Genomic DNA, 25,184 nt, shown 5'->3' with positions numbered 1-25,184 from the left:
TCTACAATAGTCCCAGGTAATCTCGCCGTACAGTCCAGCATGGAGTGCTTCTTATGTCTTCCGATAATTCTTCAGGTTCCCCGGCCACGCATGTCGATACGCAGCTGGTGCATTGCGGCCGCGAGCCGGCGCGTTTCGCGGGAATGGTCAATACGCCGGTGTTCCGCGGTTCGACCATCATCGCCAACAACCTGGAAGATTGGGAAGCCAGCCGCCAGATTGATAACCCGATGTCCAATTACGGCCGTTTCGGCACGCCGACCACCCGTTCCTTCGAACAGGCGATCATGACGCTGGAAGGTGGCCACAACTGCCTGGTGTTTCCATCGGGTTTATCTGCCTGCACCCATAGCATCATGGCTTTCGTCAAAAGCGGCGACCACGTGCTGATTACCGACAGCGTGTATGGTCCGACCCGGACCTTTGCCGATCGCGTACTGCGCCGCATGGGCGTTGAAGTGGAATATTTCGACCCCTTGATCGGCGGCGAAATCCGCACCTTGCTGCGGCCGAATACCAGCGTCGTGTTCGTCGAGTCGCCTGGATCGTGGACCTTCGAGGTGCAGGACATTCCGGCCATCGCCGAAGAAGCGCATAAAGTCGGCGCCTATGTGTTGCTCGACAATACCTGGGCCACGCCGCTGTTTTTCAAGCCGTTCGAACACGGCGTCGATGTGTCGATCCACGCCGCTACCAAATACATCGTTGGCCACTCGGATGCTTTGCTGGGCGTCGCCAGCGCCAATGAACGGGCCTGGTGCATCCTCAAGCACGGCGCCCACGATTTCGGCCAGACTGCCGGCCCGGACGATATCTACCTGGCTTTGCGCGGCATGCGCAGCATGGCGGTGCGCCTGCGCCAGCACTGGGAGAGCGGTATCCAGCTGGCGGAATACCTGCGTACGCAACCGCTGGTCGAGCGCGTGCTGCATCCGGCGTTGCCATCCGATCCCGGCCATAAGCTGTGGAAGCGCGATTTCCTTGGCGCCAGCGGCTTGTTCACGGTTGAATTGAAAGAGGTCGGTCGTCCTGCGCTGTCCAAATTCTTTGAAAGCTTGCAGTTGTTCGGCATCGGCTTGTCGTGGGGTGGTTTTGAAAGCCTGGCTTTACCGCTGGACAAGCCGCCAACCCGTGTAGCGTCGGCAACGACTTACCAGAATCCGCTGGTGCGGGTGCATGTCGGCTTGGAACATATCGACGATCTGATGGCCGACATGGGGCAGGCTTTCAAGTGTATGGAGCAGGCGCTGTAACTGTTGCTGTAACCTAAGCCGCAATCCGGGCGGACTGCATCAGTCCAGTCCGGCATAATCAAGCGGCAGCGCAGTGGTGTGCTTGATTTGTTCCATCGCGAAGCTGGCGTTGACGTCGAACAGCGCGTTCGACTGCGTCAGCTTCTGATATACCGCGTCGTAGGCGGCGATGTTCGGCACCACGACCCGCAACAGGTAATCGATGTTGCCGCTCATGCGGTAGAACTCCACCACCTCGGGAATCAGTTTTACCGTGTTGCTGAATTGCGCGTACCAGTTGGCGTTATGCTGATTGGTCTTGATCGACACGAATACCGTCACGCCGACATTCAGTTTTTCCGCATCCAGCAGCGCCACCCGGCGTAATACCACCCCATCTTCTTCCAGTTTCTGTATGCGGCGCCAGCACGGCGTCGATGACAGATTGACCTTCTCGGCGATTTCCGCCACCGGCGTGCTGGCGTCTTCTTGCAATATGGCGAGAATTTGTTTGTCTATTTTATCCATGGTCGGTTTGAATGTAGAGGGCGGCCTGCGTTAGTTTTTTTGCGGCGAACGTAACACAGTTTGGCACAAATGGTGCGAAAACCAGCGTGTCTGACGTCGGGGGCAGTGATGCGTACGCAACGTCGTTGTATTCCGAATGTTTTGTCTATGCAGTTTGATTGACAACGATGCCGGGGTGGAAGATATTAACTGCGCAATATCTACAAATACAAGACAAGAAGGAGACACAATTGCAATCATCTTTACCCAAATTCCGCCTGCGCCCGATGGCCCGTGCATTGACGATGGCGACGCGCACCGTGGCAGTATTCGGCGCCGGGTTGGTCATTTGTGCGCCGGCCAGTGCCGCGAACTTTTCCCAGATGGTGTTTTTCGGCGACTCGCTGACCGATAGCGGGTATTTTACCGGCGTCGGCAAGCAGCCATCGTTCACCACCAACCCTGATCCGGTCTGGGCGCAGATCGTGGCGCATAAATACGGCACCACCGCCAATCCTGCCGCCGTGCTGACGCCGAGCGGCGTACAAGCCGCCGGCGGTACCGACTACGCGGTCGGTGGCGCCCGCGTGACCAGCCAGAACGGCTGGCCCGACGCTGCCACCGCACCTTTGGTGCCGACAGTCACCAGCCAGGTCCAGGGCTATCTGGCCGCCAATCCAAGACTGGACAGCAAGGGCCTGTATGCAGTCTGGGCCGGTGCCAACGATATCTTCGGCTACACCCAGACGAATATCGCCGGTTTGCTGAATCCGGCAACGCAAACGGCGACCGCGGTGCAGACCATTCAACAAGTTGCCGGAGAGGCCGGCAATGTGGTGGGCCTGGTCAAGCAATTGCAGCAAGCCGGCGCCGGAACCGTGATCGTGATCAATTTGCCGGACGTCGGCCGCACTCCTGAGGGATCGGCGATTCCGGCACTGTCTGCCTTGTGGACCGCGGCTTCGACCAGTTTCAATGCCAGCCTGAACAGCGGTTTGAGCGGCCTGGGCGGCAATATCGTTGCGCTCAACGCCTTCGGACTGTTACATGAAGTGATCGCCAATCCGGGTTTGTACGGCTTTACCAACGTCAGCTCTCCGGCCTGCACCACCAGTTCTTCCGGGGATTGCACCGCCGCGACTCTGGTTGCGCCGAATGCCGATAAAACCTATCTGTTTGCCGACGGTGTCCATCCAACCGGCGCCGGCCATGCCATCCTGGCGCAATATATCGAGTCGGTATTGCAGGCTCCGGGCCAGATCGGCATGCTGGCAGAAGCGCCGCTGGCCGGCACCCAGACTTTCACCCGCGTGATCGACGACCGTCTGCGCCTGACGCCGCGGGCGGGGCAGGTCGAAGCTTATGCGGCGTATGACAATACCCACCAAAGCCTGGATCACAACGGCAATAATCCCGGTCTGGACGGTTCCTCCAACAGTTTGTCGGTAGGTGTGGACTACGCGGTCAATCAAAACGTTACGGTTGGCGGCGCTTTCGGTTTTGCCCATAACCGGGCGAATTTCGGCAGCGATACCGGCGGCTTCAAGCTGGATCAAGCCATGCTGTCAGCCTATACCCAATACCGCGACGGCGCCTGGGCGCTTAACGGCATCGGCATGGTCGGCTCGCTGCAGTACAAGGACGTGACGCGTAACATTGCGTTGGGAGCGACTACCCGTAGCGAGACTGGCAGTGCCAATGGCCATCAATTCCTGCTGCGCATCGGCGGCCAATATGATGTCGACCTCGGCGCAGCAGTTCTGAGCCCGGTTGGGACTTTGACCTGGCAACAAGTCAATGTTGGCGGCTACATGGAAAATGGCAACGACAGCACCGCGATGAATTTTCAATCGCAGAAGCGCAACTCGCTAGTCTCCAGCCTGGGCGCGCAAGTCAGCAGCAAGCTGGCGCTGGGCAAATATACGGTGCAACCGTTTGCCAAACTGGCGTGGGAAAAAGAGTTTGAGGACAGTGAGCGCGATGTGCGCGCCAATGTCGTCGGCATGGCCGGCAGCTTCGGTTTGCCTGCCTATCTGGGGCCGTCCAACAGCGCACGCCTGGAACTTGGCGCCAGCATTGCATTGGCGACCGACTTCAGTGCTTATGCCAGTTATAGCGGCCAGTTTGCCGGCGGTAACAAGACCAACTCTTTCCAGGTGGGCTTGAAGAAAGCGTTTTAAGAAGTGGTAGGGTGGGCACGCTTTTGTGCCCACGCGTTTTCCATAAGCGTGACCAGTGTGTTTGAGGTCACGCGTGGGCACAAAAGCGTGCCCACCCTACGTCCTTTTTTTTGGGGTGCCGTTATTCGGAGGTTTTTGCCGAAGGTTTGACCGGCAGCGCCGGCTTATCCTCGAAATCCGCCACCGGCAAGCCACTGTCAAGACCCAGGTAGTGTTCGATCAAGCCGAAGAAGCGGTCATAGAATTGACCGGCTGGAATCGTCTCGCTGGCGACCTTGACCAATGAGTCGGAGGTACTGCCAATCGGCATCGACACCGAGCCCAGCACGCTCAGGCCGACACTGGCGGAGTTGTTGGTTTTCTTGAGCGCGTACCGATCCTGGGTGGCGCTGACAAACAACGTGGTGCTTTTGCCCTGCTTGCCGTTGGCGGCGCACACCACGTGGAATTCGATTTCCACGTGCACGTCGCTTTCCGGCTGGAAGTGCTTGTGGCCGTCGAGCAGATCGTCTTTGGCCTGCTTGATGATGTAACCCTGGCTCAGCAGTGTGCGACGCGCCGCTTCGCAGGTAGCCGGAGCAGAGGTGGCGAAATCGTGGGAAAACGTGCTGGTTTCGCTGAATTCCTCGCCTTGATAGACCGTTGGCTTGGTGGTCGAGCAGGCGGCAAGGGCGCCGGCCAGCAAAACCAGCAGCGTGGCGCGCGAAAAGCTGTACATCCTGAACATAAACGAAAACTCCTTGATTCGACTAATCTGAAACTGCCGATGGCATTTTAGTCCATCACGCGTTGTATATTCAGGCGATTCGACAGAAGTTCAGGAGTTTTGTTGCAATTGCTCAAGCCTCTTTCGGCCCGCGCACGATGGAATAATGCTCGGAATTGGCGGTGAGCCATTGCGTGGCCAGTTCCCGGTTGTCATGCTGCCAGGGATGAAAGTCGCGTTTCAGGTAGCTGAACAGAGGAACGGCAGTGAGCCAGACCAGGCCATGGCGGCCAAAAAAGAAACGCGCAGCGTCGATCCAGGTGCCGGGTTTGAATAAAACCCCGTCATGCCAGAGATTGTTGATGGTTTGCCTGGTTGCCATCACATTGAGGCGCGTCATGGCAAAAGCATACCAGCGCACCCGCTTCTTGTAACTGCCGCCTAACGCGCGATACAGGTCGAACGCAACTGCCTTGTGCTCGGTTTCTTCCACCGCATGCCAGCGCCACAGGGTTGCCAGCATCGGGTCTGCGCCTTCCAGCACTGCGGGGTAACGCAAGGTCAGATCGGCCAGCACTGCGGTGTAATGTTCAAAGGCGGCGGTAACTGCCAGCTTGCTTATTGCCGGCACATTACGCTTGTTGCCCAAGGCGATCATGTCGGCGGCCCAGTGTTGCCAGTGATTGACCAACCCCTGTTTTTCCAGTTCGGCGTTGTACAAGGTATGCACCCGGCGATGGGTGGCTTCCTGGCCGACAAAATCCTGGATGGTGGCGTGCAGGGAGGCGTACCTGGCTTCTTTCGGCAAGGACAACGCGGAGGCGCGCACGGAGTCGATGAACTCTTGTTCGCCGACCGGAAAGCTCATCGACAAGGCATTGAAGAATTGTGTGCGGAAAGCTTTGCCTGCCAGCCAGTGGCGTGGGAAGCCTTGCGACAGGTCGACCAATAGTTTTCTTACCATTAATGGATTGGATGTGTTCACGGACTGCCTTTGTGGAATAGCGATATAAGGTAACAATATAAGGTAGCGATAGATACATCGATAGAAGTACTATACTGAGCTTTATTCAGTTTTAAAACTCGCAAGTTGCTCAGTTTTCGACAGGTGTCTACATGGCCAAGCCAAACCCAGCTTCCTCCTCTGAAATCATGCGTAAACTGCCCACGCAAGAGCGTGCGCAGCGCACCATCGAGACCATTTTTCAGACCACTGCTCATATTTTGGAAAGCGAAGGTGAAGCCGGCCTGACTACCAATAAAGTGGCGGCAAAGGCTGGTTTTTCGATTGGCACGCTGTATCAGTATTTTCCGAGCAAGGAAGCCATACTGACAGCGCTGATCGCGCGCGAGCGGCGGCGTGTGATGGATGAACTCGATGCGCTAATGGAAAGCGCCGAGAACCAGGTAGACCAGCTCGATCCGAAAACCTTCCTGCGCCAATTCATCCGCATCAATATCGAAGGTCTCGGCAGCGGCCGTAGCGCCAAGCGCGCGATGATCCGTTTTGCCTGGCAACACGATCATCACGAAGATATTACCCAGGCCTTGCGGGAGACAGCGGAACGGATTGCCATCAGCATGCAAAGAATCCACCATCCAAAGCTGAGGCCGCCGACGCCTGCCATGATGTTCGTGGTTACCCGGGCCGTTATCGGCGCCATCCGCAGCGCTTCACTGGAAAAATCGCCGCTGCTCGGTAGCATTGAGTTTGAAGATGAGCTGGTACGGCTGGCCTGGGGCATGTTGTCGCAGCAGGATGATTCCTGATGAAGGCGCGCGATTTAATTGGGGGCGGGGTAAATGCTTATAATGCATGACGACTGTCGCTCCGCCAGCCAAAAATTGATTTAGAAAAACGCGAATGAAATACCCTGCATTGCTTTCTTTTCAAGAAATCCTTCCTCAACTCAAGCAATTCGATGCCATCATCGATGTCCGTAGCCAGTCGGAATTTGCCGAGGACCATATTCCCGGCGCCATCAATTGCCCGGTGCTGGACGATGCGCAGAGGGTGCAGGTGGGGACCATGTATAAGCAGGTCAATGCATTTGAAGCGAAAAAGCTGGGCGCGGTGCTGGTCGGGCGCAATATTGCGTCCCATATTGAAACGCTGTTCCTCGACAAGCCGCGCGAATGGGCGCCTTTGGTTTATTGCTGGCGCGGCGGCAACAGAAGTAGCGCCATGGCGCACGTCATGGCAAAAATCGGCTGGCCGGTGGTGCAACTCGATGGCGGTTACCAGACCTATCGCAGATACGTCAACGCCAGCCTGGCCGAGTTGCCGCAGCGTTTCCGCTTCAAGGTTATTTGCGGTCCTACCGGCAGCGGCAAGAGCCGCTTGCTGCAAGTGTTGGCGCAGCAAGGCGCGCAAGTACTCGATCTGGAGCAGATGGCGGCGCATCGCGGTTCGGTGCTAGGCAATCTGCCGACCGAACTGCAACCTTCGCAAAAGACTTTCGAGAGCCGTCTCTGGGATGCGCTACAGCGTTTCGATCCGCAGTATCCGGTATTTGTCGAATCCGAGAGCAAGAAGGTTGGCAATGTGCGGGTGCCGGAAGTGTTGATGGAAGTCGTGCGCAGCTCGCCATGTTTTGCGGTTGCTCTGTCGCGGCCGGATCGTGTGCGGCTGCTGTTGGAAGATTATGCCCACTTCGTGACCGACCCCGCTTTGCTGAATACCCAGCTGGCTTGCCTGACCTACGTCCACGGGCGCGAGAAGGTCGCTTACTGGCAGCAGCTGAGTTTGTCCGGCCGGATCGGGGAGCTGGTTGATGAGCTATTGCTGAAACATTATGATCCGGCCTATGGGCAATCGATCAAGCGAAATTTCGATCAGTTTTCCGAGGCGCAGATACTGGATCTTCCTGATATTTCAGATAGCACTTTTCAACGCGTGGCAAGACAGCTGCATCAGGACAAGTAAGCAAATAAGCCCGGATGAGGCGTATGCTTCATTAACATTCTCTATACTCTATAGACTTCAATTCCAGGATCCCTATGTCCGATCTCGCTGAACCAAACATCAAGCTGACTTCTTTTTCACACGGCGGCGGTTGCGGCTGCAAGATCGCGCCGGGGGTGCTGGCGGAAATCCTCAAGAACTCAAACGGATTCCCGGTGCCGAAAGAATTGATGGTGGGGATTGAAACCGCCGACGATGCCGCCGTCTATAAGCTTAACGATGAACAGGCGTTGATTGCGACCACCGACTTCTTCATGCCGATCGTCGACGATCCCTATGATTTCGGCCGCATCGCCGCCACCAACGCCATTTCGGATGTATATGCCATGGGCGGCACGCCGATCATGGCGCTGGCGCTGGTCGGCATGCCGATCGACAAATTGCCGGTGGAAGTCATCGGCAAGATTCTGCGGGGCGGCGAGTCTATCTGTGCAGAGGCAGGCATCCCGATTGCCGGCGGCCACACCATCGATTCGGTCGAGCCGATCTATGGCCTGGTGGTGCTGGGCCTGGTCCATCCATCCAAAGTCAAACGCAACGCCGGCGCCAAGGCTGGCGATAAACTCATATTGGGCAAGCCGATCGGCGTCGGCATTTTGTCGGCGGCATTGAAAAAAGACAAGCTGGACGCCGCCGGTTATGCGGCACTCATCAGCAACACCACCAAACTGAATAAACCGGGCCGCTTTTTGTCTGAACTGGCTGGGGTTAACGCGTTGACCGATGTCACCGGTTTTGGATTGCTGGGGCATATGCTGGAACTGGCCCGCGCTGCGAAGTTATCGGCCAGGCTCGAAATGGGATCGATCCCCTTGTTGCCGCAAGTGCAGCAACTGGCAGAGCAGGGATATATCACCGGCGCCTCCGGCCGTAACTGGAACGGCTACGGGCATGACGTAACGCTGGCCGACAGCATCACTCCGGTACAGCGCAGCTTGCTGAGCGACCCGCAGACGTCGGGCGGCTTGCTGGTTTCTTGCGATCCCGCAGCGGTGGAGCAGGTGCTGGAGCTGTTCCGGCGCGAAGGTTTTGCCGACGCTGCTGTCATTGGTGAAATGGCAGCAGGCGGCAATCGTGTGGAAGTGGTTTCCTGACCGGGTTTGGATTGAAGCGGTTCAGGACATTCAGGCACGCTTCCTGAAAAACAGCGTGTCGCCCAGCCATACGGCAAGCATCGTCACTCCCATCAGTGGAAAGATGATGCCGAGGATCGCCATATAGCTTTTCCAGCGCGTGATTGACGGTGTCGGCTGCAGTACGCGCTTTGGGGCGCCTATGGAGTTTTGCGGGCGCCGCTTCCACCACATCACGAATCCGGTGACCGCCATTCCTAGCAAGGTCAATGAAATCGCTGCGCAAATCAGCTGGTTCGCCAAGCCGAAATATTCCCCCATATGCAGCGCAACGCCCAAGGTCACTAACTTGGAGACAGGGCTGTAATCGGAAAAGCGCAGGTCTTTCATGATTTTTCCGCTGTACTGGTCGATATGCAACGTGCGTTGCCGATCAAGATCCGAACGTACGAATTCTCCAGCGCCCGGCGCATAGGATGCGGTGAAAACATCGGTGCCTTTACCCGGCAACGCGAGTTGATAGGTCTGCATGCCGTTGTGCGCAGCGATCGCTACCACCTGATCGATTGCCAGCGGGTGGTGCTGCATTTCCTGTGACATCGGCACTGTGGTTGCGCCCACTGCCCACGGAATTTCGGCAAGAGGCAGGTCCTGCATCTTCTTCGGCATGGCTGGCATGTTGGGCATGCTAGCCATTGCGCCATGGTCGTCTGCCGGCGCATCCGCCCCGTGGACGTGCGCGCTCTTGGCTGCCGCTGGCGGTTGTGCAAAGCTGGCCCAGGTGACTACAGCCTGGAAATTCTTGCCCCAGAAGCTGGACCACGGCAAGCCGCTCATGATGAAGAACACCGCGCCAATCGAGACCCAGATACCGATCACCAGATGCAACTCGCGCCAGATCGCCCGGCCACGCAGGCCGAGGCGGGGCAGCACAGTACCCCACACCGAAAACTGCTTGCGCGGCCACCACAAGGCGATGCCGGTGCCGACCATGATCAGGGTCCAGCAGGCGGCCAGTTCCATCAGCCAGCCCCCCCATCTTCCCAGCAGCAAATCGCGATGGATCTGGCGCACCTGTTTCATCAGCCTGTGTTCGACGCTGAGCGTGCCCAGCACCTGGCCGGTGTACGGATTGAGGTACACGCTGCTGCTGTCGCCGGAAGGCAGGCGAAACACCGCTTCGGTGCTGCGGCTCGGATCCTGGCTGACGGCAATCGAGCTGGCCGTTGCATCAGGCGGCAGCGCGGTGGCGGCGATGCTGAGCAGTTTGCCGTAGCCAAGCCTTGCCTGCGTGCTCGCGGGAACAAACAATTTGTCGCCGTACAAAACACTTTCAATCTGTGGTTTGAAAACGTAGATTGCGCCGGTAATCGCCAGTACGATTAAAAAAGGCATGACGAACAAGCCGGCATAAAAATGCCAGCGCCAAAGGATGCGGTAATTGCGGGACGAGACTGAACCTGTCTCATCCTGCGCTTGTTGCTCAACGATTGTCTGCATGACTGTTCCTTGCTAAAAATGATGATCTGAACCGGGGTCTTGACCACTTATAGGCTGACCTTGGCTTCCAGATAGAACGTCCGGCCCGGGTAAGGGTAGTAGACGTAGTAGCGGCGGTTGGTCAGGTTGTCGATGCCGAGTCCCAGCTCGGTATTTTTAGTGGGCTTGAATGTCAGTTTGGTGTCGAACACCAGGAAAGAACTGGTGCCGCCGAAGGTATTCGGATTGATGTCAGTATTGGTCAGCGTGTTGTATTGCCGTCCCGAGTAGCGTCCGGCCAGCATCACGTTAGCCTGGTCGTTGATGCGATAGCTGCCGACCAGATTGCTGCGCCACAAAGGGATGCGGTAGAAGTTCTTGCCGACGGTCGCCGGATTCTTGCTGTTTTCCAGGATGATCGACCTGGTGTAACCGACGCTGGCGCTCAGGTCCAGTCCGCGCAGTAAAACGTCTTCGGCCGAATAGCTGAACTCGATCCCGCGCGAGCGTACCCGATCTATATTCTGGATACTGGTAACGTTGGGGAACACTGTCGTGTTGGTCTGGCTGAACAAGGTGTTCTTCACGTCGTCTTCAAACAAAGACATACGCAGCATGCCGTTGAAATGCGACCATTCTGCACTCAGCTCTTTCGCCAGATCGTTTTCCGGCTTGAGATTCGGATCGTTGTTGATCAGCGTGGAGCCGGTCAGGCTGCCCTGGAACAGTTCACTGACGGTCGGGAAGCGATAGGCGCGCCCGGTAGAGAAGCGGATTGTCAGGTCGGAAGTAGCCTGATAGGAGAGTGCCGCCTTGGGCGACCAGTACGACAGGTTGCGGTTGTCGTAGCGCTGGGCCGCAGCGCTGGTCGCGCGTGCGCCATCGTAAGCTAGCCAGTTTTCATAGCGCAGGCCGTAGGTCAGCTTCCAGAGCTGGTTCAATTGCCAGGCGTCTTGCGCATACAGTGCCTGGGTTTCAGTCTTGCCGGCAAAGGTATTGTTGAAGCTGCCGCCATCGTTGCTGCGCCAGTTGCTCAGGTTGAGCGTAGTATTTTCCAGGAAATAATCATCGTAGTGGTAGCCGAAAGTCAGCCAATGGCTGCCGGCGTTGACGGTTGCCGGTTTGTAGTCGGCCATCAGGTCCAGCGTTTTCCAGCCCGAGCCGTCGCCATAGGTGGCGACACCGCTGAGATTGCTGGCCAACCCGCTGCTGGCGGATCTGGAAATGCTCTTTGAAACGTCGAAATACGATGCAATCGCCGAGTAGTTCCAGCCGCTGGCGTTACGGGTTTTCAGCGTTAAACCATACAGCTGGTTCTCGCTTTCGCTGGCCGCCGGCGCAAAGAAGGATGCCGGCAGGTTATATTGATAGCCGCCGATATTAACCAAGCCTGAATACACGGGATTGCCGTTGGCGTCGCGCAAGAAGGTCTGGGTACTGTTGCTTACCTGCTGGCGCCAGTAGCCGAAAGTGAAACCGGCCTGCAGCGCCGGCGTTATATCGTAGACGGCCTTGAACTTGAACAGATCCTGCACCGCTCGCTCGGCGCCCTCGGCATTGACGCCGAAGATGGTGGCCGGAGCGCCGTTAGGGTCGGTATATGAATAAGCGCCAGTGACAGGAATCGCAGAGGCAGTCGCAACTTGCGTAGAGCGCGGCTGGCTGGCATAGACAAATGGCTGGCCGGCATTGCTGAGGTGGTCTATGCCGAGCAGGAAAGACAGGTCGCCGACTTTGTTGCCGATAGCCGCCGTACTTTTGTTGCCGTCGAAATGGCCGTCGACGCCGAACATGTTGAATTGCTGGCTGAAGACCTGCGCCCTTGCCATCGCTTCCAGTTTTGTCGGCATCTTGGTGGTGATCGCTACCGTCGCCCCCATGGAATTGCCCGGATACAGTGCAGAAAACGGGCCGTAGATCACATCGACCTGGGCAATATCTTCCGGAAAAACCATGGACCAGCGCGGCGGGAAGCTATGCGTGTTGCCCATGAAATTGCTGAGCAGCAGGCCATCCGCATACACCAGGCCGCGTGCGGTCTGGGAGGTGCCGTTGCCACGAACCGAAATCGTGGCGTTTTCATCGCCCACAAAACGTTTGCGAATTGCCATGTTCGGCATGTACTTCAAGGCGTCTTCAGTATTGATGACGTTGAGATTTTCTAACTGCGCCGCAGTGATGCGTTCACTGCTGGCGGGCAGGTTGGGATCAAGTACCCGCTTTTCCCTGGCAGCGCTGACAAACACTTCGTGGAGCACTTCGTGCACTGCGTGGACATCATCCTCAGCCGCCCATGCGCTTTGCGACATCATGGGCAGGGCGAGCATGAGAGAGAGCGGTAGCGGCCGCAACGACGTAGATAATCTCGATGACTGGCTTGATAGATGCAGCGACGACAAATAGCGGCGCGTTGAAACACTCTTGGTTTGCGTGAGCAAATCAAACATAAATTCCCCTGGACTTCAAACGGTAATCGTCCCGGATTGCAGGCGCAACCGGAGATAGGCGGCATCTCAGATGCCGGTAATGGAAATCAGGAAAGAGTCAGGGGAGGGTCGAGCGGGTGAGTCTGCCCACGGAACGGGCGTGGCGGGATGTAGCTGTATAGCGGCAGGCCGGTATGTTCGGAGACAGTGGCGCTTATCGGCAACAAGCCGAAAGAAACCGTCGGCGGCGGGCTATTGGCCAGCAAAGTACAGTAGCCGCAAGCATTCCAGTGATCGGTATTCGGTGCAGAAGAGTTGCCACTGTCAGCCGGAACGGCATGCACCAGTCCGGCCGCGGTGCAGATCTCGTTGTATATCTGTATCGTTCCCGCCGCCTTGATGGACTGCGAAACCGTCGGCATGAGGATTCCCAGCCAGATGGCAAACAGGCAAGCCCAGACAACGAATTTTTGGCGGCGGATACGTAACATGGGAGATTTACGAGGATTTCAGCACCGGAGAGGTGAGGTGCGAAGCGGATTATATCGCGACGGCAATAAGTGGGCTATATGGAAAGATTGTATTGGCTTTGAAGGGCAGACATCGGCAGCGTTTGAGGAAACCATCAATACATTACACGGTACCGGCGTGGCGACGGATAATAGCGGCTACATTATTTTTAGAGTTCCCCCATGGAAATTAAGGTCAACTTTCTCGATAAGCTACGTCTTGAAGCCAAGTTCGATGACTTCACGGTAGTGGCCGACCAGCCTATCCGTTACAAGGGCGATGGCTCGGCGCCAGGTCCCTTCGATTATTTTCTGGCCTCATCGGCCTTGTGTGCAGCTTACTTTGTGAAGTTGTACTGCGTAACTCGCAACATTCCTACTGAAAATATCCGCCTGTCGCAGAATAATATTGTTGATCCGGAAAACCGGTACCAGCAGATTTTCAAGATTCAGGTCGAGTTGCCGTCGGATATCTCTGCCAAAGACCGCCAGGGTATTTTGCGCTCCATCGAGCGTTGTACGGTCAAAAAAGTGGTGCAAGCCGGACCCGAGTTTGTAATTGAAGATGTAGAGAACCTGGATGCCGATGCTCAGTCGTTGCTGACGTTGAAGCCGGCTTCTGACGTCAGCACCTATATTGCGGGCAAGGATCTGCCGTTGGAGCAAACCATCGCCAATATGTCGGGTGTTTTGGCGAACTTGGGCATCAAGATTGAAATCGCTTCGTGGCGCAATCTTGTTCCCAATGTGTGGTCGCTGCATATCCGCGATGCGCACTCGCCAATGTGTTTTACCAATGGCAAGGGAGCGACCAAGGAAAGCGCGTTGGCGTCGGCGCTGGGAGAGTATATCGAGCGGCTGAATTGCAACCATTTCTACGCCGGCACGTTTTGGGGTGAAGACATCGCCAACGCGGAGTTTGTACATTACCCGAACGAGCGCTGGTTTAAGGCTGGCCGCAAAGATGCGCTGCCGGCTGAAATCCTGGATGAGTACTGTCTGCAAATTTACAATCCTGACGGCGATTTATTTGGCTCGCATCTGGTCGATACCAACTCCGGCAATGTGCAGCGCGGTATCTGTTCGCTGCCGTTTGTGCGGCAGTCGGACGGCGAGGTGGTCTATTTTCCGTCCAACCTGGTCGAAAACCTCTACGTCAGCAATGGCATGAGTGCCGGTAACACGCTGCCCGAAGCGCAGGTGCAATGCCTGTCGGAAATTTTCGAACGGGCGGTAAAACGCGAAATCCTGGAAGGTGAAATCACATTGCCTGATGTGCCGCAGGAAGTGCTGGCGAAATATCCTGGCATTCTTGCCGGCATTCAGGGGTTGGAAGAGCAGGGCTTTCCAGTGTTGGTGAAGGATGCGTCGCTGGGAGGAGTGTACCCGGTGATGTGCGTCACCCTGATGAACCCACGGACAGGCGGTGTGTTTGCCTCGTTCGGCGCACACCCAAGCCTGGAGGTGGCGCTGGAGCGTAGTCTGACGGAATTGCTGCAGGGTCGCAGTTTTGAAGGTCTGAACGAATTACCTCGGCCCACCTTTACAAGTGAAGCCGTGACTGAGCCGAATAACTTTGTCGAACACTTCATAGATTCCAGCGGAATTGTGTCATGGCGATTTTTCAGTGCCAAAGCGGATTTCGATTTTGTTGAATGGGATTTTTCCGGCCACGGTGAAAACTCCAATGCCGACGAAGCTGCGACCTTGTTCGGTATTCTCGAAGGCATGGGCAAAGAGGTGTACATGGCGGCGTATGACAATTTAGGCGCCATAGCCTGCCGGATCCTGGTGCCCGGTTACTCGGAAATTTACCCGATAGAAGATTTGGTCTGGGATAACACCAACAAGGCGCTGTTGTTCCGCGCCGATATTTTGAATCTGCATCGCCTGGACGATGCCAGCCTGGATGCGCTGCTTGAGCGGTTGGATAACAGTGAGCTCGATGAACATTCCGACATAGCCACATTGATCGGTATCGAATTTGACGAGAATACGGAGTGGGGACAACTAACCGTTCTCGAGTTGAAGCTGCTGATTCATCTCGCCTTACAGCAATTTGAGGCGGCGCAAGAGCTGGTGGGAGCCTTCCTGCAGTACAACGACAACACGGTCGAGCGCGGATTGTTTTATCAGGCCTTGGATGCGGTGCTAGAGGTGCTGCTGGATGACGACCTGGAACTGGACGATTACGTGGTCAATTTCCGCCGGATGTTTGGCAACGCTCGGATGGATGCGGTAATGGGGTCGGTGGACGGCAGCGTGCGCTTCTTCGGGTTAACGCCAACGAGTATGAAACTGGAGGGTCTCGATAGGCACCAGCGCTTGATCGACAGCTACAAAAAATTGCATAAGGCTCGGGCCAATGTGGCGGCTACAGCCAGTTAGGGGTATGAGTCATGGCGGGATGGGCTGATGCCGTTCATCCCCCGGCGTTCGATACCAGGGCAACCGCCGTAATTGCGCCATGCTGGACTGCTCGCCCCCTGAGAGACGGGCCGTTCGGCTTGAGGATCGAATTCGAGGCGCAGATGTTTGCGCGGGTCGTCGAATCTGATCAGGGCGCAACGGATGCTGCGGCTACTTTACTGTCGCATGATGGCGAAGCGCGGACTCTCGAAATGCACCGATTGCATTTAACAGAGAGTCTCGAATCTGCAGGCTGAACTGAGGGGCTATACCCGTTGGCGCCTCAGCTCTTCTCGGGCATTGCGGAAGAGTGGTGACTTGTGATCAGCCACTGTTTTCCGTCCCACTTGTAAGTGTATGTATAGCGCGCCTTGACTTGCGCACCCGTAGTGCCAAAGGTGAACGTATAGAGTCCCACGTCAACCGCGGTATTACAACCAATCTCGATTGTTCTCGAGTCGATCTTCCCCATGGGCTTGTTTTTAAGGAAGTACTGGAAGTAGTCCTCCTTCTCGGCCGGGGTCAGTCGCGGTTTGTTCGACACGGTGGCGAGAAGGACAGAGCGCTCGGCGTAATTGGCGACAACTTTGTGCGGGTCGCCGGTTTGCAGCGAGCTATTCCATCGGTCAAACAAGGCTGAGATTTCTTGTTCGTTGGTTGCCTTGCAGACTTCCGTGCGCGCTGACTGTGCTGACACGGATCCGGACTCCGACGGAGCCGAGGCGCAGCCTGCGAGAACAACGGCAAGAACTGCTGACAGGGTAGAGATGTTCCTCATTTGCGATCCTCTTGTGGTGATCGAAAAACGGTAGGGCATAACCACAATCGTTATGCATGCACTTTTGGGCGCTCTTTTCGAAGAGGAGCCGGACATCGCCCATGAAATGATAATCCCGTGGCAACCCCGTGGCAACCCCGCCAATTGTCAAACAAGCATTCTAAATATAGGACGTGATCAATGAATTGCCAAGTTACGGGGCAATATTGGCTGTTAATGCCAATGTTGCGGGAGGTAATCTTTCGCTCGAATTTGCGCATAGTAGTACCTGGATCGCATATCACGCACAGGATTATCGTAATATTCTTTTGTATATAGCGATTAGCAAACTTAAGCACTATTCTGCTCTTGGCCTCTGTCCTGTCCACGATGTCTCGATATGACTGAGCGCTTGCAGCGGAAACATTGAAGCAAATACACCTACCGTTAGCCCCTATGGGGAATTTGCAGCATGCCTCATAGGCGCGCTATGAATTTACTTGGAGAATTGATGTCATATGTGCCTATTTCTATAGCAACCAACTCGCAACAAAATCCGTTTCAACCTACTCCTCCCCGCGACAACACCTTCCACCCGGAAGACTGGAAAATTCTTAGCAAATTCTGGTATCCCGTCGCTTTTTCTTCCGATCTGACCGATAAGCCTATCGCCGTACGCCTGCTGGACGAGCGCCTGGTCGCCTATCGCGCCGAGGGCCGCGTAGTCATCGCCAAAGATATGTGCGCGCACCGCGGCGTGCCGCTGAGCCTGGGTTGGGTCGAAGGAGAAAATATCGTCTGTCCGTATCACGGACTGCGTTACGGGCCGGACGGGAAATGCCGCCATATTCCATCGCAACCGGATGGACACATTTCCGATCGCCTCAAAATCTGCATGTATCCAGCCCAGGAACGGTACGGCTTGATCTGGACCTCGCTTGGCGGCGGACATGAACCATTCCCCGAATTCCCGACCTGGGACAATCCCGATTTCCAGCAGATCCTGCCGCCGTCGATCGACATAGCAGCTTCCGCCGGCAGGCAAGTCGAAGGCTTCATCGACGTGGCCCATTTCGCCTGGATACACGAAGCTACCTTTGCCGATCGCAACAATCCCTTTGTGCCGCAATATTCCGCCGAGCGCACCGCCCGGGGCATGCATGCCGAATACATCAGCAATGTCAGCAATTTCCCCAAAAGAATGCAGCATCGGGCGCCCGCCGACTATCGGTGGCGCCGCGTATTCAACATCGAACTGCCGTTCACAGCAAGTCTGACGGTCGACTTCCCCGAGGGTGGAGTGCTATCGATCTTGAATGCCGCGAGCCCGGTTTCGGCGCGCTCGACGCGCCTGTTTGTTCCGATAACCCGCAATTTCGACAAAGACCAGCCATTGCAGGAAGTCTATGACTTCAACCGGCAGATTTTTGAAGAAGACCGGGCAATTGTGGAAACCCAGCGTCCGGACGATCTGCCTCTGGACAAAGGGATCGAGGCGCATATCCTTGCCGACCGTTCTTCCGGCGCCTATCGTCGCTCGATGAGTCTGCTTGGGCTGGGCGCCGCTTACTCAGCTTGACGCGCTGTCCCTTCCTTCCCTGCCCAGAGGGAAGGGCCGTAACGCCCACTTGAATGCGCAAATGCGCAAGCCTTCCTTAACCGCACGACTGCGAGTGATCCTGCGCGTTAAGGCTAACGATAGACAGAAGAGAACAATATGAGGAAATGGGAATGCGTGGTTTGTGGCTTTCGCTACGACGAAGCCAGCGGAATGCCGGAGCACGGCATTGCACCGGGGACCCCTTGGGAAGACGTGCCTGACGCCTGGTTTTGTCCTGACTGCGGCGTCGGCAAGGCGGAATTCGAAATGGTGTTAATCGCGGCATAGGCGTGGCATAGGCGTGGCATAAGCGTGCCAAAAGCGATCACCTGACAGTATCAACATAAAAGGCTTTTATCATGGCACCCATTATTATTATCGGGAGCGGGCTTGCGGGTTACACCGTTGCGCGCGAATTCCGCAAACTGAATCGGGAAACCCCGCTCACTATCATCAGCCGGGATTGCGGCAGCTTCTATTCGAAGCCGATGTTGTCGAATGCCTTTCAACAAGGTAAGAATGCAGCCAGCCTGGTCAACTTTACAGCCGAAAAAATGGCTGCCCAGCTCAATGCCGAGATCCTGAGCGAGGTCGAAGTCGAAGAAATCTCACCCCATACCCATACCATAACGGTGGCCGGCAATCCGGTGGCTGGCAGACGCTTGCCCTATTCATCCCTGGTATTGGCTTTGGGCGCCGATCAACGTCAAACCAATTTGAGTGGCGACGGTGCGGCGGACGTATTGACCGTTAACGACCTGGCGGATTACACCCGCTTCCGGCAGGCGCTAGATGGCTGCCGCCGCGTCGCCATACTTGGCGCCGGACTAATCGGTTGCGAATTCGCGAACGATCTGGCGTCGGCGCAGTTTGACGTAACTTTGGTCGATCCCGCTTCATGGCCACTGAGCCGTTTGCTGCCAGAGCCGGCAGGGCAGGCAATGGCGGCGGCATTAGGCAAAGCAGGGGTGACGTTACATCTCGGGAAAACGCCGCAATCGATAGAACGCCGCGGTGATGCGTACTGCATACACATGGAAAGCGGCGAAATACTGGAGGTCGATCGCGTAGTTGCAGCAATCGGCTTGACGCCAAGAGTTGCGTTAGCGCGCAAGTCAGGCTTGTTCGTTGAGCGCGGGATAGTCACCAATGCATGGCTGCACACCAGCGCCAACGATGTGTACGCGTTGGGCGATTGCGCGGAGGTGGACGGACTAGTGCTGCCTTACGTGATGCCGATCATGCAGGCAGCCCGCGCATTAGCGAAAACACTCAATGGCGAATCGACTCGGGTGGTGTATCCAGCCATGCCGGTGGTGGTGAAGACCCCGGTCATGCCAACTGTAGTGGTGCCGCCGCTGGATGCAAATGGCCGCTGGGAAAGCGCCAGGGCATTTGATGATGAAGCCAATCCCGAAAGCGTCTGGTCGGTTTTCCGCAACGATCAAAATGAGATGTGCGGCTTTGCGTTGATGGGGGACTATGTCAAAGAGAAGAACACGCTATTGAGTACGATGGCGCCATGGCTGGCTTGAAGCCTGTCCATTTTCGAATAAATGCCTGCGACGGTCTGCAGGCATCACTTGGGGCCATCTCGGTAAATCAACAATAACCGCCATTCATTACATAGAGTCAGTGGCAATAGCCTCAACAGCTTCTTAAGTTGAAAACTTAAAATCTGTGGTTGATGCCTGCCATCCATGCATGCGTAGTCAAGCCTGCCGTTACTGGTTGCGCATAGACTGGAGACTGATTCATATTGCTACCGTGGTTATTGACGTTGGCTGCTTCCAGGTACAATTTGGTGCTCTTCGACAGCGCGTAATCGGCGCCGACCACATACATGACGGATTTGTTGGCACTGTTATTGTTGTCTTTGATGCTGTACACGCCGGAGGTCAGATTGAGCAATGGCGAAATGCGATACCCTAATCCATAGTTAATCATGTTGAGACTCCCTGTAGTCGCAGCACCACCAAATTTGGCCGGATTCGTTCCGGCGCCTGGAAACGTAGGATTTTCCGCCTTCCAATATCCAATGCTCAACGATAATGCGTCAAAGGTGTACATCGCGCCGATCTGCATCAGGCGATTGGTGGCGTGCCCCTGGGGGTTCAGCGAAGCAACGATGCCGTTATCATTTCCAGTGTAATAAATGGCATCCAGTTTCAAATGAGGATCATCGTAGGCCAGGGTCCCAACGATTTGCCTTCCCGCGGACGTATTTCCTGCAACTTCACCAAATGCGTACTCAAAACTAGCCGTGATCCCCGACATTTTTGGAGAAACATAGACGATGGCATTGTCATTGTAGATGGTGGCAACGGCGGCATTTGAATTGCTGCCGGCAAAAGCACCTGTTGCGCTATTTAAGCCGATCAACCCGGTTAAGCTACTGCCAAAATAAGCGCCGCCACGTACATCCGTTGCGGAAAATGCGTAAAACACCGGGGCGATCACACGACCCGCCTTGATCGAACCGAAATCGCCGGAAATGCCTACATTGGCCTCTTGATTGAACATGGAAGTTCCGCCTGAAGAATTGGGGCCGCCGCCAGCGCCAGTCTGAGTAGAAAAATTTCCCCGTAAATTGAAGTTAGCTTTCATTCCGTTACCGATATCCTCGGAACCACGCATACCCCAAAAACTCAGTCCCATTCCGCCATCTTTGACACCGATAACTGCACCGCCATTAGTTGAGTTAGGCAGATAACCTAAGGCAGGATTCGAATTGTTCGATATCGACAGTATCCCGGAATCGGCCATGCCATAGATCGTGACCGAAGATTGCGCGGATGCTGCGCAACTAAATAAAGAAATTATTGCAATGCCTGTTAACTTCAATTTCATCTTTGTCTCCGTTATGTTTTTTAAAATGATGAAGAAAACTATTATTTTTGAATTCAAACAAAATCATCGCGACTCTCAGAACATTTCTCAGCAAATCAAGTTCTTTGAGATTTATCGTTTTTAATTTTTCTCCCTGGACAGAAATTCGGATTTTTAATCTTTAAGATGAATCGAAGCTTGAATATCAAAAACGGAAATTCCCAGCTCTCAACACGCGTCGATGAGTCGCTGAATCAGCGCATCCGCGTCCGGCCAATCTCCGTATCCTGAAGCCGGATTCAAATGTCCGACCCTGCCCAGGTTGATAACTTGACTTTTCCAGTCGCCGGCTAGTGCGCTTACAGCCGTAATCTCACCCAAGGGGTCGTTCTCGCTGACGGTGACGATGGAACGAAACGGAAGCGGTGCGCGCGGCACCGGCAACCATCCTTTTTCCCTGAACTCATCGATGGTTGGATATCCTGCTGGAAGTGGTTTTTCAAAATCCGGTGGGACAGCTAGCAAAGCGCCCGAAATTTTTTCAGTTGAATGTCTTTGCGCCCAATGGGCGAACATGATGGTTCCGCCGCTATGTGCGACGACGATGATCTGGCCGTCGATTTCATTGATTGTTTTCTCAATCGCCGCGATTCTCGCTGCAAGATCCAATTTATTTGTCTCGAGAGGAGGAATCGATCTGAATGCCGGCAAGCGTGCTTCAAGCAAAGTTTGCCAATGTTCCGGCACATGATCCCTCAGTCCCGGAACAATTAAAATTGTGGTGTTTTTTTGATCTAACATTTTGACTCTCCAAATATTGCGGACGAAACGGTGCCTGGCATTCACGCAGATTGCGTCCGCCTTAGTTCAAACGTTTAGTGAAAATTCAACCTCTCGGCTGCATGCTCGGCATGGATAAAACGAAGCGGGTTAAACATGTCGTTTCAGTGACCATCAAAAGAACCGGTTTAACGCCAACGATCATCGGTTCTTTCAATTCATGCTGGCTTCTCTGCATTCTTTATTTCCTGGAAATCGAAAACGATTTCTCCATCTATCAATTTGTTTCCGTAAGTGCGGACGGCCATGCCTGCGCCATATTTCATGCATCCGCTACGAATATCAAAACTCAGGCCATGTGCGGGGCACTTCAGCATGTAACCATCCAACGTGCCGCGAAACAACGACGCTCCGGAATGCGGGCAGCTATCATCAATTGCATAGATATCCCCGTCGACATTGAAAATCGCAATATCTCTTCCGCCAATGCGGACAAACATTCTTTGGCCGGTAGATATATCCGTTTTGCCAAGCATGTGCGATGTGACTGTCATTGCGTTTAGCTTCTCAATAAATTTTGCATGACGGCGAAGATTTGCTCGGGAGATTGTGCTCCACTAATTTCGGTCTTTTGATTGAAAACATAGTGTGGAACACCTCTGATTTGTGTCAGATACCCATCCGTCAAAATATTCGATTCTGGCTGTTCCAGCCACTCATCAAACATTTTTTTTCCAATCCCGGCAGCTTGAGCGACGCTATAAAGCAGTTCATCGCTGCCAATATCTTCGCCGAAGAAAAAATATCCATGAAACAAACGATCCAACGTTTTTTTGTATTCCTCTTCGCCGATAAAATTCGACATGCAGGTAAGCAAAGCATGCGCTTTTGCCGTATTCGGAAATGTCTTTATACGATCAAAGTTGATACGAAAACCTACCTTGGCCGCGGCATCATTGACTTGTTGCTGACGCAAAGACATCGCTTGCAGACTACCCAATCGCTTTTCATAGAATGCCTGGAATGGCAGTCCATTCTTTGGCACATCTGGCAGCAGCTGCACTCCATGCCATTTCACATTCACTTCTACTGACGGATATTGTTCTGTAAATCTACTTATCGCCTTATCCAGGCTGACTTTACCGATCAGGCACCAAGGGCAGATCAGATCAAAACCGACTTCAATTTGTAAGTTCGTCATCGTTAACATGTCGCGATATTTTTTTTCAAGGCCAATGATGCGACTTTGTTCAGATCGTTTTCGTAATAATGCTTACCAATCATGAACACCAAAGTCGACGCAATACTGATTAAAGGAATCAACTGCAATGTCGCTTGCAGGCCAAGTCGGTCTGCCAGAATTCCGGTCACAATCGGGCCAGGCGCAAAGCCAAGTAAATTGTTTGCCAAAGTCAGTGTCGCAAAGGCAGTACCGTGTATGGCAGGACTGGTCAGATTAGCGACCATGGCTCCGGCCGGGCCTGCCGATCCTGCAGCAAAAAACATTCCAAAAGCAATGAAAATGAGCTGCGTAGAACCTGACGGCAATTGAAATGCAAACATCAACAATGCGCCGCTGGTAATGCAAAAACCAATGACCAATTTCACTTTTCGTACCGGCGAATTGCGTCCCAGACGATCACTCACCATGCCGCACAGAACCATGCCTAAACTGGCACTTATCAAAAATGCTGCAGCGAGAATGCCCGCCTTATCCGGCTTCATGAGGTAAGACCGGTTCAAATAGCTCGGCATCCAGCCGAGCAGGGCACTGATGATAAATAGTTGAAGCCCACTCCCGACATAAGCACACAGCACGGATTTGGTCGAGAACAACCCAATAAGCGGTGCACGTTGGTCTTTGAATGTTTTAGAATCGGATCTGAACTTGGCCACATTTGGACGATCCAAAGCAGCCCTGTTCTTTTTGAGGCAAAGTGGAAAAAGAATAGCGAGTATCAATCCGAACAAAGCGATGTACCCAAACGACCAGCGCCATCCAAGGTGCGTAGCTAACACGCCTCCGAAACCTACGCCAAGAACAGAACCCATTAAGCCGCCGGCCATGAATGCGGCCGTCAGCGTGGAACGCAAGTTGGCAGGAAAGACGGATAACACCAACGCCACCCCGACACTCCCATAAGCAGCTTCACCGACGCCAACAAAAAAACGCGCCAGAAACAACTGGTGATACGATTGCGACAAACCACAGGCAAGCGTCGCCAGACTCCACAACATCGCCATCAGTACCAGGCTTTTCACACGCCCCCAACGATCGGCAAGTAAAGAAAGAGGAAATGTCAACAGCCCGACCATCAGCGCGACGATGCCTCCTAAAGCACCCAACTGGGAATCGGATAAATTCCATTCGAGTTTGATCATCGGGAATACGGCATTGAGCACCTGACGCGACATGTAGTCGGAGATCAGCAATCCCAAGGTCAGTGCAAAAACCAGCCAGGCGTAACGCCGTGTGACATTGACGATAGGACTCGCGTCCACGCCAGATGATGCGTAGTGATAAGCCAAGATTGTCTCCAGTTTAGATCGCCTTATTTTGACGATTCAATGTTTGCAAACTCGGGCAGATATTTCTGCTCCGGTTTGCATTTATCGTGGGGTACGGCTGTTACTTATTGTGTTTGCGCGTCCCGCAACGGGAAACCTCGCTGGCCTTTCACGCGGTTAGGCGCCATGCCGAGTTGCGCCAGAGTCTCGTCGGCGCTCTTGTACTGAACGCCAATTTTGTAAATTTCCCGTGCTTCCTTACCCGTTGCCACTTCACGGCCCAGTTCGCGGGCAATGCGCACGCATTGTTCGATTTGCTGTACAGACGTCATACGCTTTCCATGTTGATCCATGATGACGTCTTCGATACCGCAGCGTGGATGGAAGCCCATCGCCATCGCGATCATATTGAAAGGCAATACGTAGCGCATCAGAGATTCAGCGGTCAGACATGTGCCATCGGGAAGACGATTAATAAACTGCATGAAATTATTAGGATTCGGACCATCAAAACCACCGCCGATACCAACCCAGGTCACATTTAATGGACCGGTATAGACGCCTCGGCGAACCAGCCGTTCCAAGGTTTCCAACGCATGCATGCCAGTTAACTGAAAATGCGGCTGAATGCCGGCTCCCTGCAAGCGACGCAAGTGCTCCTCCACCCAGCTTGGCCCGGCAGGTACAGTCATTTCGCGGTAAGCGTCGTAGTAGCCTGGCTCCATTAATGAAGTCCCGGCGAGTTCCTCGCGGATCATCAATTCTGTAATGTTCATCTGCGTCGTATTGATCGCCACAGTCACCTGATCTGGTTTCGGCGAGAGCTCAGCCAGCATATGGCGGGCATCATCGGATAACCATTTGGCAGCTTCACCATCGCTTTCCGGCGCGAAAGAAATCGAACCGCCGACCTGAATGATCATGTCTGGCACTGCTGCCTTGACACCTGCGATCAATTCATTGAATTTCGACAGGCGTTTGGAACCTTTACCGTCGAGTTCACGTACATGCAAATGCAATACTGTTGCGCCTGCGTTATAGCAATCGACCGCTTTTTGAATTTGTTCTTCCATGGTGACCGGAATATCTTCCGGAAAATCGCGTGGCTCCCATTCCGGGCCGTACGGAGCGACTGTGATGACTACCTTGTGCTGATTTTCCGGGAACAATGAATCGTCGAGAAATTGCATGTTGTACTCCTTGATATATTCTGTTTTATTTAAA

General features: G+C 54.5%; 22 protein-coding genes. 9 read left to right on the top strand and 13 right to left on the bottom strand.

Annotated features, from left to right (window positions below; all coding sequences use genetic code 11):
• Window positions 1–53 precede the first annotated feature (53 nt).
• Complete coding sequence (gene metC, locus BM029_RS12785; RefSeq protein ID WP_092436574.1) at window positions 54–1,253, top strand: cystathionine beta-lyase; 1,200 nt, start codon at window positions 54–56, stop codon at window positions 1,251–1,253.
• 39 nt (window positions 1,254–1,292) lie between these two features.
• Here the strand turns inward: metC and BM029_RS12780 are convergent, their stop codons facing one another.
• Window positions 1,293–1,760: an Lrp/AsnC family transcriptional regulator gene (locus tag BM029_RS12780; protein WP_092358620.1), complete on the bottom strand. Its 468-nt coding sequence runs from the start codon at window positions 1,758–1,760 to the stop codon at window positions 1,293–1,295.
• Window positions 1,761–1,990: 230 nt separating this feature from the next.
• On the opposite strand from BM029_RS12780, the gene BM029_RS12775 reads away from it, so the two are divergent.
• Window positions 1,991–3,919, top strand: coding sequence for an autotransporter outer membrane beta-barrel domain-containing protein (locus BM029_RS12775; protein ID WP_170851064.1), 1,929 nt, complete (start codon window positions 1,991–1,993; stop codon window positions 3,917–3,919).
• A gap of 121 nt (window positions 3,920–4,040) precedes the next feature.
• Here the strand turns inward: BM029_RS12775 and BM029_RS12770 are convergent, their stop codons facing one another.
• Together BM029_RS12770 and BM029_RS12765 are read right to left on the bottom strand one after the other, a co-directional pair.
• Window positions 4,041–4,646 (bottom strand): DUF2242 domain-containing protein, encoded by a 606-nt coding sequence (locus tag BM029_RS12770; protein ID WP_092436570.1) that lies wholly within the window; start codon window positions 4,644–4,646, stop codon window positions 4,041–4,043.
• 112 nt (window positions 4,647–4,758) lie between these two features.
• Window positions 4,759–5,610: a metal-dependent hydrolase gene (locus tag BM029_RS12765; RefSeq protein WP_244545029.1), complete on the bottom strand. Its 852-nt coding sequence runs from the start codon at window positions 5,608–5,610 to the stop codon at window positions 4,759–4,761.
• A gap of 131 nt (window positions 5,611–5,741) precedes the next feature.
• Here BM029_RS12765 and BM029_RS12760 point away from each other — a divergent pair, with 131 nt between their 5' ends.
• From BM029_RS12760 to selD, 3 genes are all read left to right on the top strand, one after another.
• Window positions 5,742–6,395 (top strand): TetR/AcrR family transcriptional regulator, encoded by a 654-nt coding sequence (locus BM029_RS12760; protein WP_092436567.1) that lies wholly within the window; start codon window positions 5,742–5,744, stop codon window positions 6,393–6,395.
• 94 nt (window positions 6,396–6,489) lie between these two features.
• On the top strand, window positions 6,490–7,551 hold the full coding sequence (gene mnmH / locus BM029_RS12755) for a tRNA 2-selenouridine(34) synthase MnmH (RefSeq protein ID WP_092436565.1): 1,062 nt from the start codon (window positions 6,490–6,492) through the stop codon (window positions 7,549–7,551).
• 74 nt (window positions 7,552–7,625) lie between these two features.
• The gene (gene selD, locus BM029_RS12750; RefSeq protein WP_092436563.1) at window positions 7,626–8,684 is read left to right on the top strand and encodes a selenide, water dikinase SelD; all 1,059 of its coding nucleotides are present in this window, start codon (window positions 7,626–7,628) and stop codon (window positions 8,682–8,684) included.
• A 30-nt stretch (window positions 8,685–8,714) separates the two neighbouring features.
• Here selD and BM029_RS12745 read toward each other — a convergent pair whose 3' ends face one another.
• From BM029_RS12745 to BM029_RS12735, 3 genes are all read right to left on the bottom strand, one after another.
• A complete protein-coding gene (locus BM029_RS12745; protein WP_092436561.1) occupies window positions 8,715–10,163 on the bottom strand; it encodes a PepSY-associated TM helix domain-containing protein in 1,449 nt (482 codons plus the stop codon).
• 47 nt (window positions 10,164–10,210) lie between these two features.
• A complete protein-coding gene (locus BM029_RS12740; RefSeq protein WP_092436559.1) occupies window positions 10,211–12,589 on the bottom strand; it encodes a TonB-dependent receptor in 2,379 nt (792 codons plus the stop codon).
• Window positions 12,590–12,675: 86 nt separating this feature from the next.
• A complete protein-coding gene (locus tag BM029_RS12735) occupies window positions 12,676–13,059 on the bottom strand; it encodes a DUF2946 domain-containing protein (RefSeq protein ID WP_092436557.1) in 384 nt (127 codons plus the stop codon).
• Window positions 13,060–13,260: 201 nt separating this feature from the next.
• Between BM029_RS12735 and BM029_RS12730 the strand changes: the two genes are divergently transcribed.
• Window positions 13,261–15,465, top strand: a complete 2,205-nt coding sequence (locus tag BM029_RS12730; RefSeq protein ID WP_092436555.1) for an OsmC domain/YcaO domain-containing protein — start codon at window positions 13,261–13,263, stop codon at window positions 15,463–15,465.
• Window positions 15,466–15,769: 304 nt separating this feature from the next.
• Here the strand turns inward: BM029_RS12730 and BM029_RS12720 are convergent, their stop codons facing one another.
• A complete protein-coding gene (locus tag BM029_RS12720; RefSeq protein ID WP_092436552.1) occupies window positions 15,770–16,264 on the bottom strand; it encodes an SgcJ/EcaC family oxidoreductase in 495 nt (164 codons plus the stop codon).
• Window positions 16,265–16,754: 490 nt separating this feature from the next.
• Between BM029_RS12720 and BM029_RS12715 the strand changes: the two genes are divergently transcribed.
• The 3 genes from BM029_RS12715 (at window position 16,755) to BM029_RS12705 (ending at window position 19,378) form a co-directional block, all read left to right on the top strand.
• Entirely contained in the window at window positions 16,755–17,822 is a 1,068-nt protein-coding gene (locus tag BM029_RS12715) for an aromatic ring-hydroxylating dioxygenase subunit alpha (RefSeq protein WP_092436550.1), read from the top strand.
• 138 nt (window positions 17,823–17,960) lie between these two features.
• Window positions 17,961–18,131, top strand: a complete 171-nt coding sequence (locus BM029_RS12710; RefSeq protein ID WP_092436548.1) for a rubredoxin — start codon at window positions 17,961–17,963, stop codon at window positions 18,129–18,131.
• A 71-nt stretch (window positions 18,132–18,202) separates the two neighbouring features.
• A complete protein-coding gene (locus BM029_RS12705) occupies window positions 18,203–19,378 on the top strand; it encodes an NAD(P)/FAD-dependent oxidoreductase (protein ID WP_092436546.1) in 1,176 nt (391 codons plus the stop codon).
• 136 nt (window positions 19,379–19,514) lie between these two features.
• Here BM029_RS12705 and BM029_RS12700 read toward each other — a convergent pair whose 3' ends face one another.
• From BM029_RS12700 to BM029_RS12675, 6 genes are all read right to left on the bottom strand, one after another.
• Window positions 19,515–20,693 carry a porin gene (locus tag BM029_RS12700; RefSeq protein ID WP_092436545.1) on the bottom strand — a complete coding sequence of 393 codons (1,179 nt, stop codon included), beginning with the start codon at window positions 20,691–20,693 and terminating at the stop codon, window positions 19,515–19,517.
• Between the two features lie 207 nt (window positions 20,694–20,900).
• A complete protein-coding gene (locus BM029_RS12695) occupies window positions 20,901–21,473 on the bottom strand; it encodes an RBBP9/YdeN family alpha/beta hydrolase (protein WP_092436543.1) in 573 nt (190 codons plus the stop codon).
• A 197-nt stretch (window positions 21,474–21,670) separates the two neighbouring features.
• Window positions 21,671–22,006, bottom strand: coding sequence for a Rieske (2Fe-2S) protein (locus tag BM029_RS12690; protein WP_092436541.1), 336 nt, complete (start codon window positions 22,004–22,006; stop codon window positions 21,671–21,673).
• Between the two features lie 5 nt (window positions 22,007–22,011).
• Window positions 22,012–22,662: a DsbA family oxidoreductase gene (locus BM029_RS12685; RefSeq protein ID WP_092436539.1), complete on the bottom strand. Its 651-nt coding sequence runs from the start codon at window positions 22,660–22,662 to the stop codon at window positions 22,012–22,014.
• Window positions 22,656–23,981 carry an MFS transporter gene (locus BM029_RS12680; protein WP_244545028.1) on the bottom strand — a complete coding sequence of 442 codons (1,326 nt, stop codon included), beginning with the start codon at window positions 23,979–23,981 and terminating at the stop codon, window positions 22,656–22,658. The genes BM029_RS12685 and BM029_RS12680 overlap by 7 nt, the downstream gene beginning before the upstream one ends.
• Before the next feature lie 104 nt (window positions 23,982–24,085).
• Window positions 24,086–25,150, bottom strand: a complete 1,065-nt coding sequence (locus BM029_RS12675) for a beta-keto acid cleavage family enzyme (RefSeq protein WP_092436537.1) — start codon at window positions 25,148–25,150, stop codon at window positions 24,086–24,088.
• Window positions 25,151–25,184: the final 34 nt, after the last annotated feature.

The organism is Collimonas sp. OK607 (genome assembly GCF_900111995.1).
Taxonomy (GTDB): Bacteria; Pseudomonadota; Gammaproteobacteria; order Burkholderiales; family Burkholderiaceae_D; genus Collimonas.
This window is presented reverse-complemented; position numbering and strand designations above follow the sequence as displayed.

Coding starts and splice junctions, on each gene's coding strand:
- selD (WP_092436563.1), top strand. CDS start 7,626: ATGTCCGATCTCGCTGAACCAAACATCAAGCTGACTTCTTTTTCACAC.
- BM029_RS12715 (WP_092436550.1), top strand. CDS start 16,755: ATGTCATATGTGCCTATTTCTATAGCAACCAACTCGCAACAAAATCCG.
- BM029_RS12760 (WP_092436567.1), top strand. CDS start 5,742: ATGGCCAAGCCAAACCCAGCTTCCTCCTCTGAAATCATGCGTAAACTG.
- BM029_RS12695 (WP_092436543.1), bottom strand. CDS start 21,473: ATGTTAGATCAAAAAAACACCACAATTTTAATTGTTCCGGGACTGAGG.
- BM029_RS12705 (WP_092436546.1), top strand. CDS start 18,203: ATGGCACCCATTATTATTATCGGGAGCGGGCTTGCGGGTTACACCGTT.
- BM029_RS12745 (WP_092436561.1), bottom strand. CDS start 10,163: ATGCAGACAATCGTTGAGCAACAAGCGCAGGATGAGACAGGTTCAGTC.
- BM029_RS12780 (WP_092358620.1), bottom strand. CDS start 1,760: ATGGATAAAATAGACAAACAAATTCTCGCCATATTGCAAGAAGACGCC.
- BM029_RS12690 (WP_092436541.1), bottom strand. CDS start 22,006: ATGACAGTCACATCGCACATGCTTGGCAAAACGGATATATCTACCGGC.
- BM029_RS12730 (WP_092436555.1), top strand. CDS start 13,261: ATGGAAATTAAGGTCAACTTTCTCGATAAGCTACGTCTTGAAGCCAAG.
- BM029_RS12675 (WP_092436537.1), bottom strand. CDS start 25,150: ATGCAATTTCTCGACGATTCATTGTTCCCGGAAAATCAGCACAAGGTA.
- BM029_RS12720 (WP_092436552.1), bottom strand. CDS start 16,264: ATGAGGAACATCTCTACCCTGTCAGCAGTTCTTGCCGTTGTTCTCGCA.
- BM029_RS12770 (WP_092436570.1), bottom strand. CDS start 4,646: ATGTTCAGGATGTACAGCTTTTCGCGCGCCACGCTGCTGGTTTTGCTG.
- BM029_RS12735 (WP_092436557.1), bottom strand. CDS start 13,059: ATGTTACGTATCCGCCGCCAAAAATTCGTTGTCTGGGCTTGCCTGTTT.
- mnmH (WP_092436565.1), top strand. CDS start 6,490: ATGAAATACCCTGCATTGCTTTCTTTTCAAGAAATCCTTCCTCAACTC.
- BM029_RS12685 (WP_092436539.1), bottom strand. CDS start 22,662: ATGTTAACGATGACGAACTTACAAATTGAAGTCGGTTTTGATCTGATC.
- BM029_RS12740 (WP_092436559.1), bottom strand. CDS start 12,589: ATGTTTGATTTGCTCACGCAAACCAAGAGTGTTTCAACGCGCCGCTAT.
- BM029_RS12700 (WP_092436545.1), bottom strand. CDS start 20,693: ATGAAATTGAAGTTAACAGGCATTGCAATAATTTCTTTATTTAGTTGC.
- metC (WP_092436574.1), top strand. CDS start 54: ATGTCTTCCGATAATTCTTCAGGTTCCCCGGCCACGCATGTCGATACG.
- BM029_RS12710 (WP_092436548.1), top strand. CDS start 17,961: ATGAGGAAATGGGAATGCGTGGTTTGTGGCTTTCGCTACGACGAAGCC.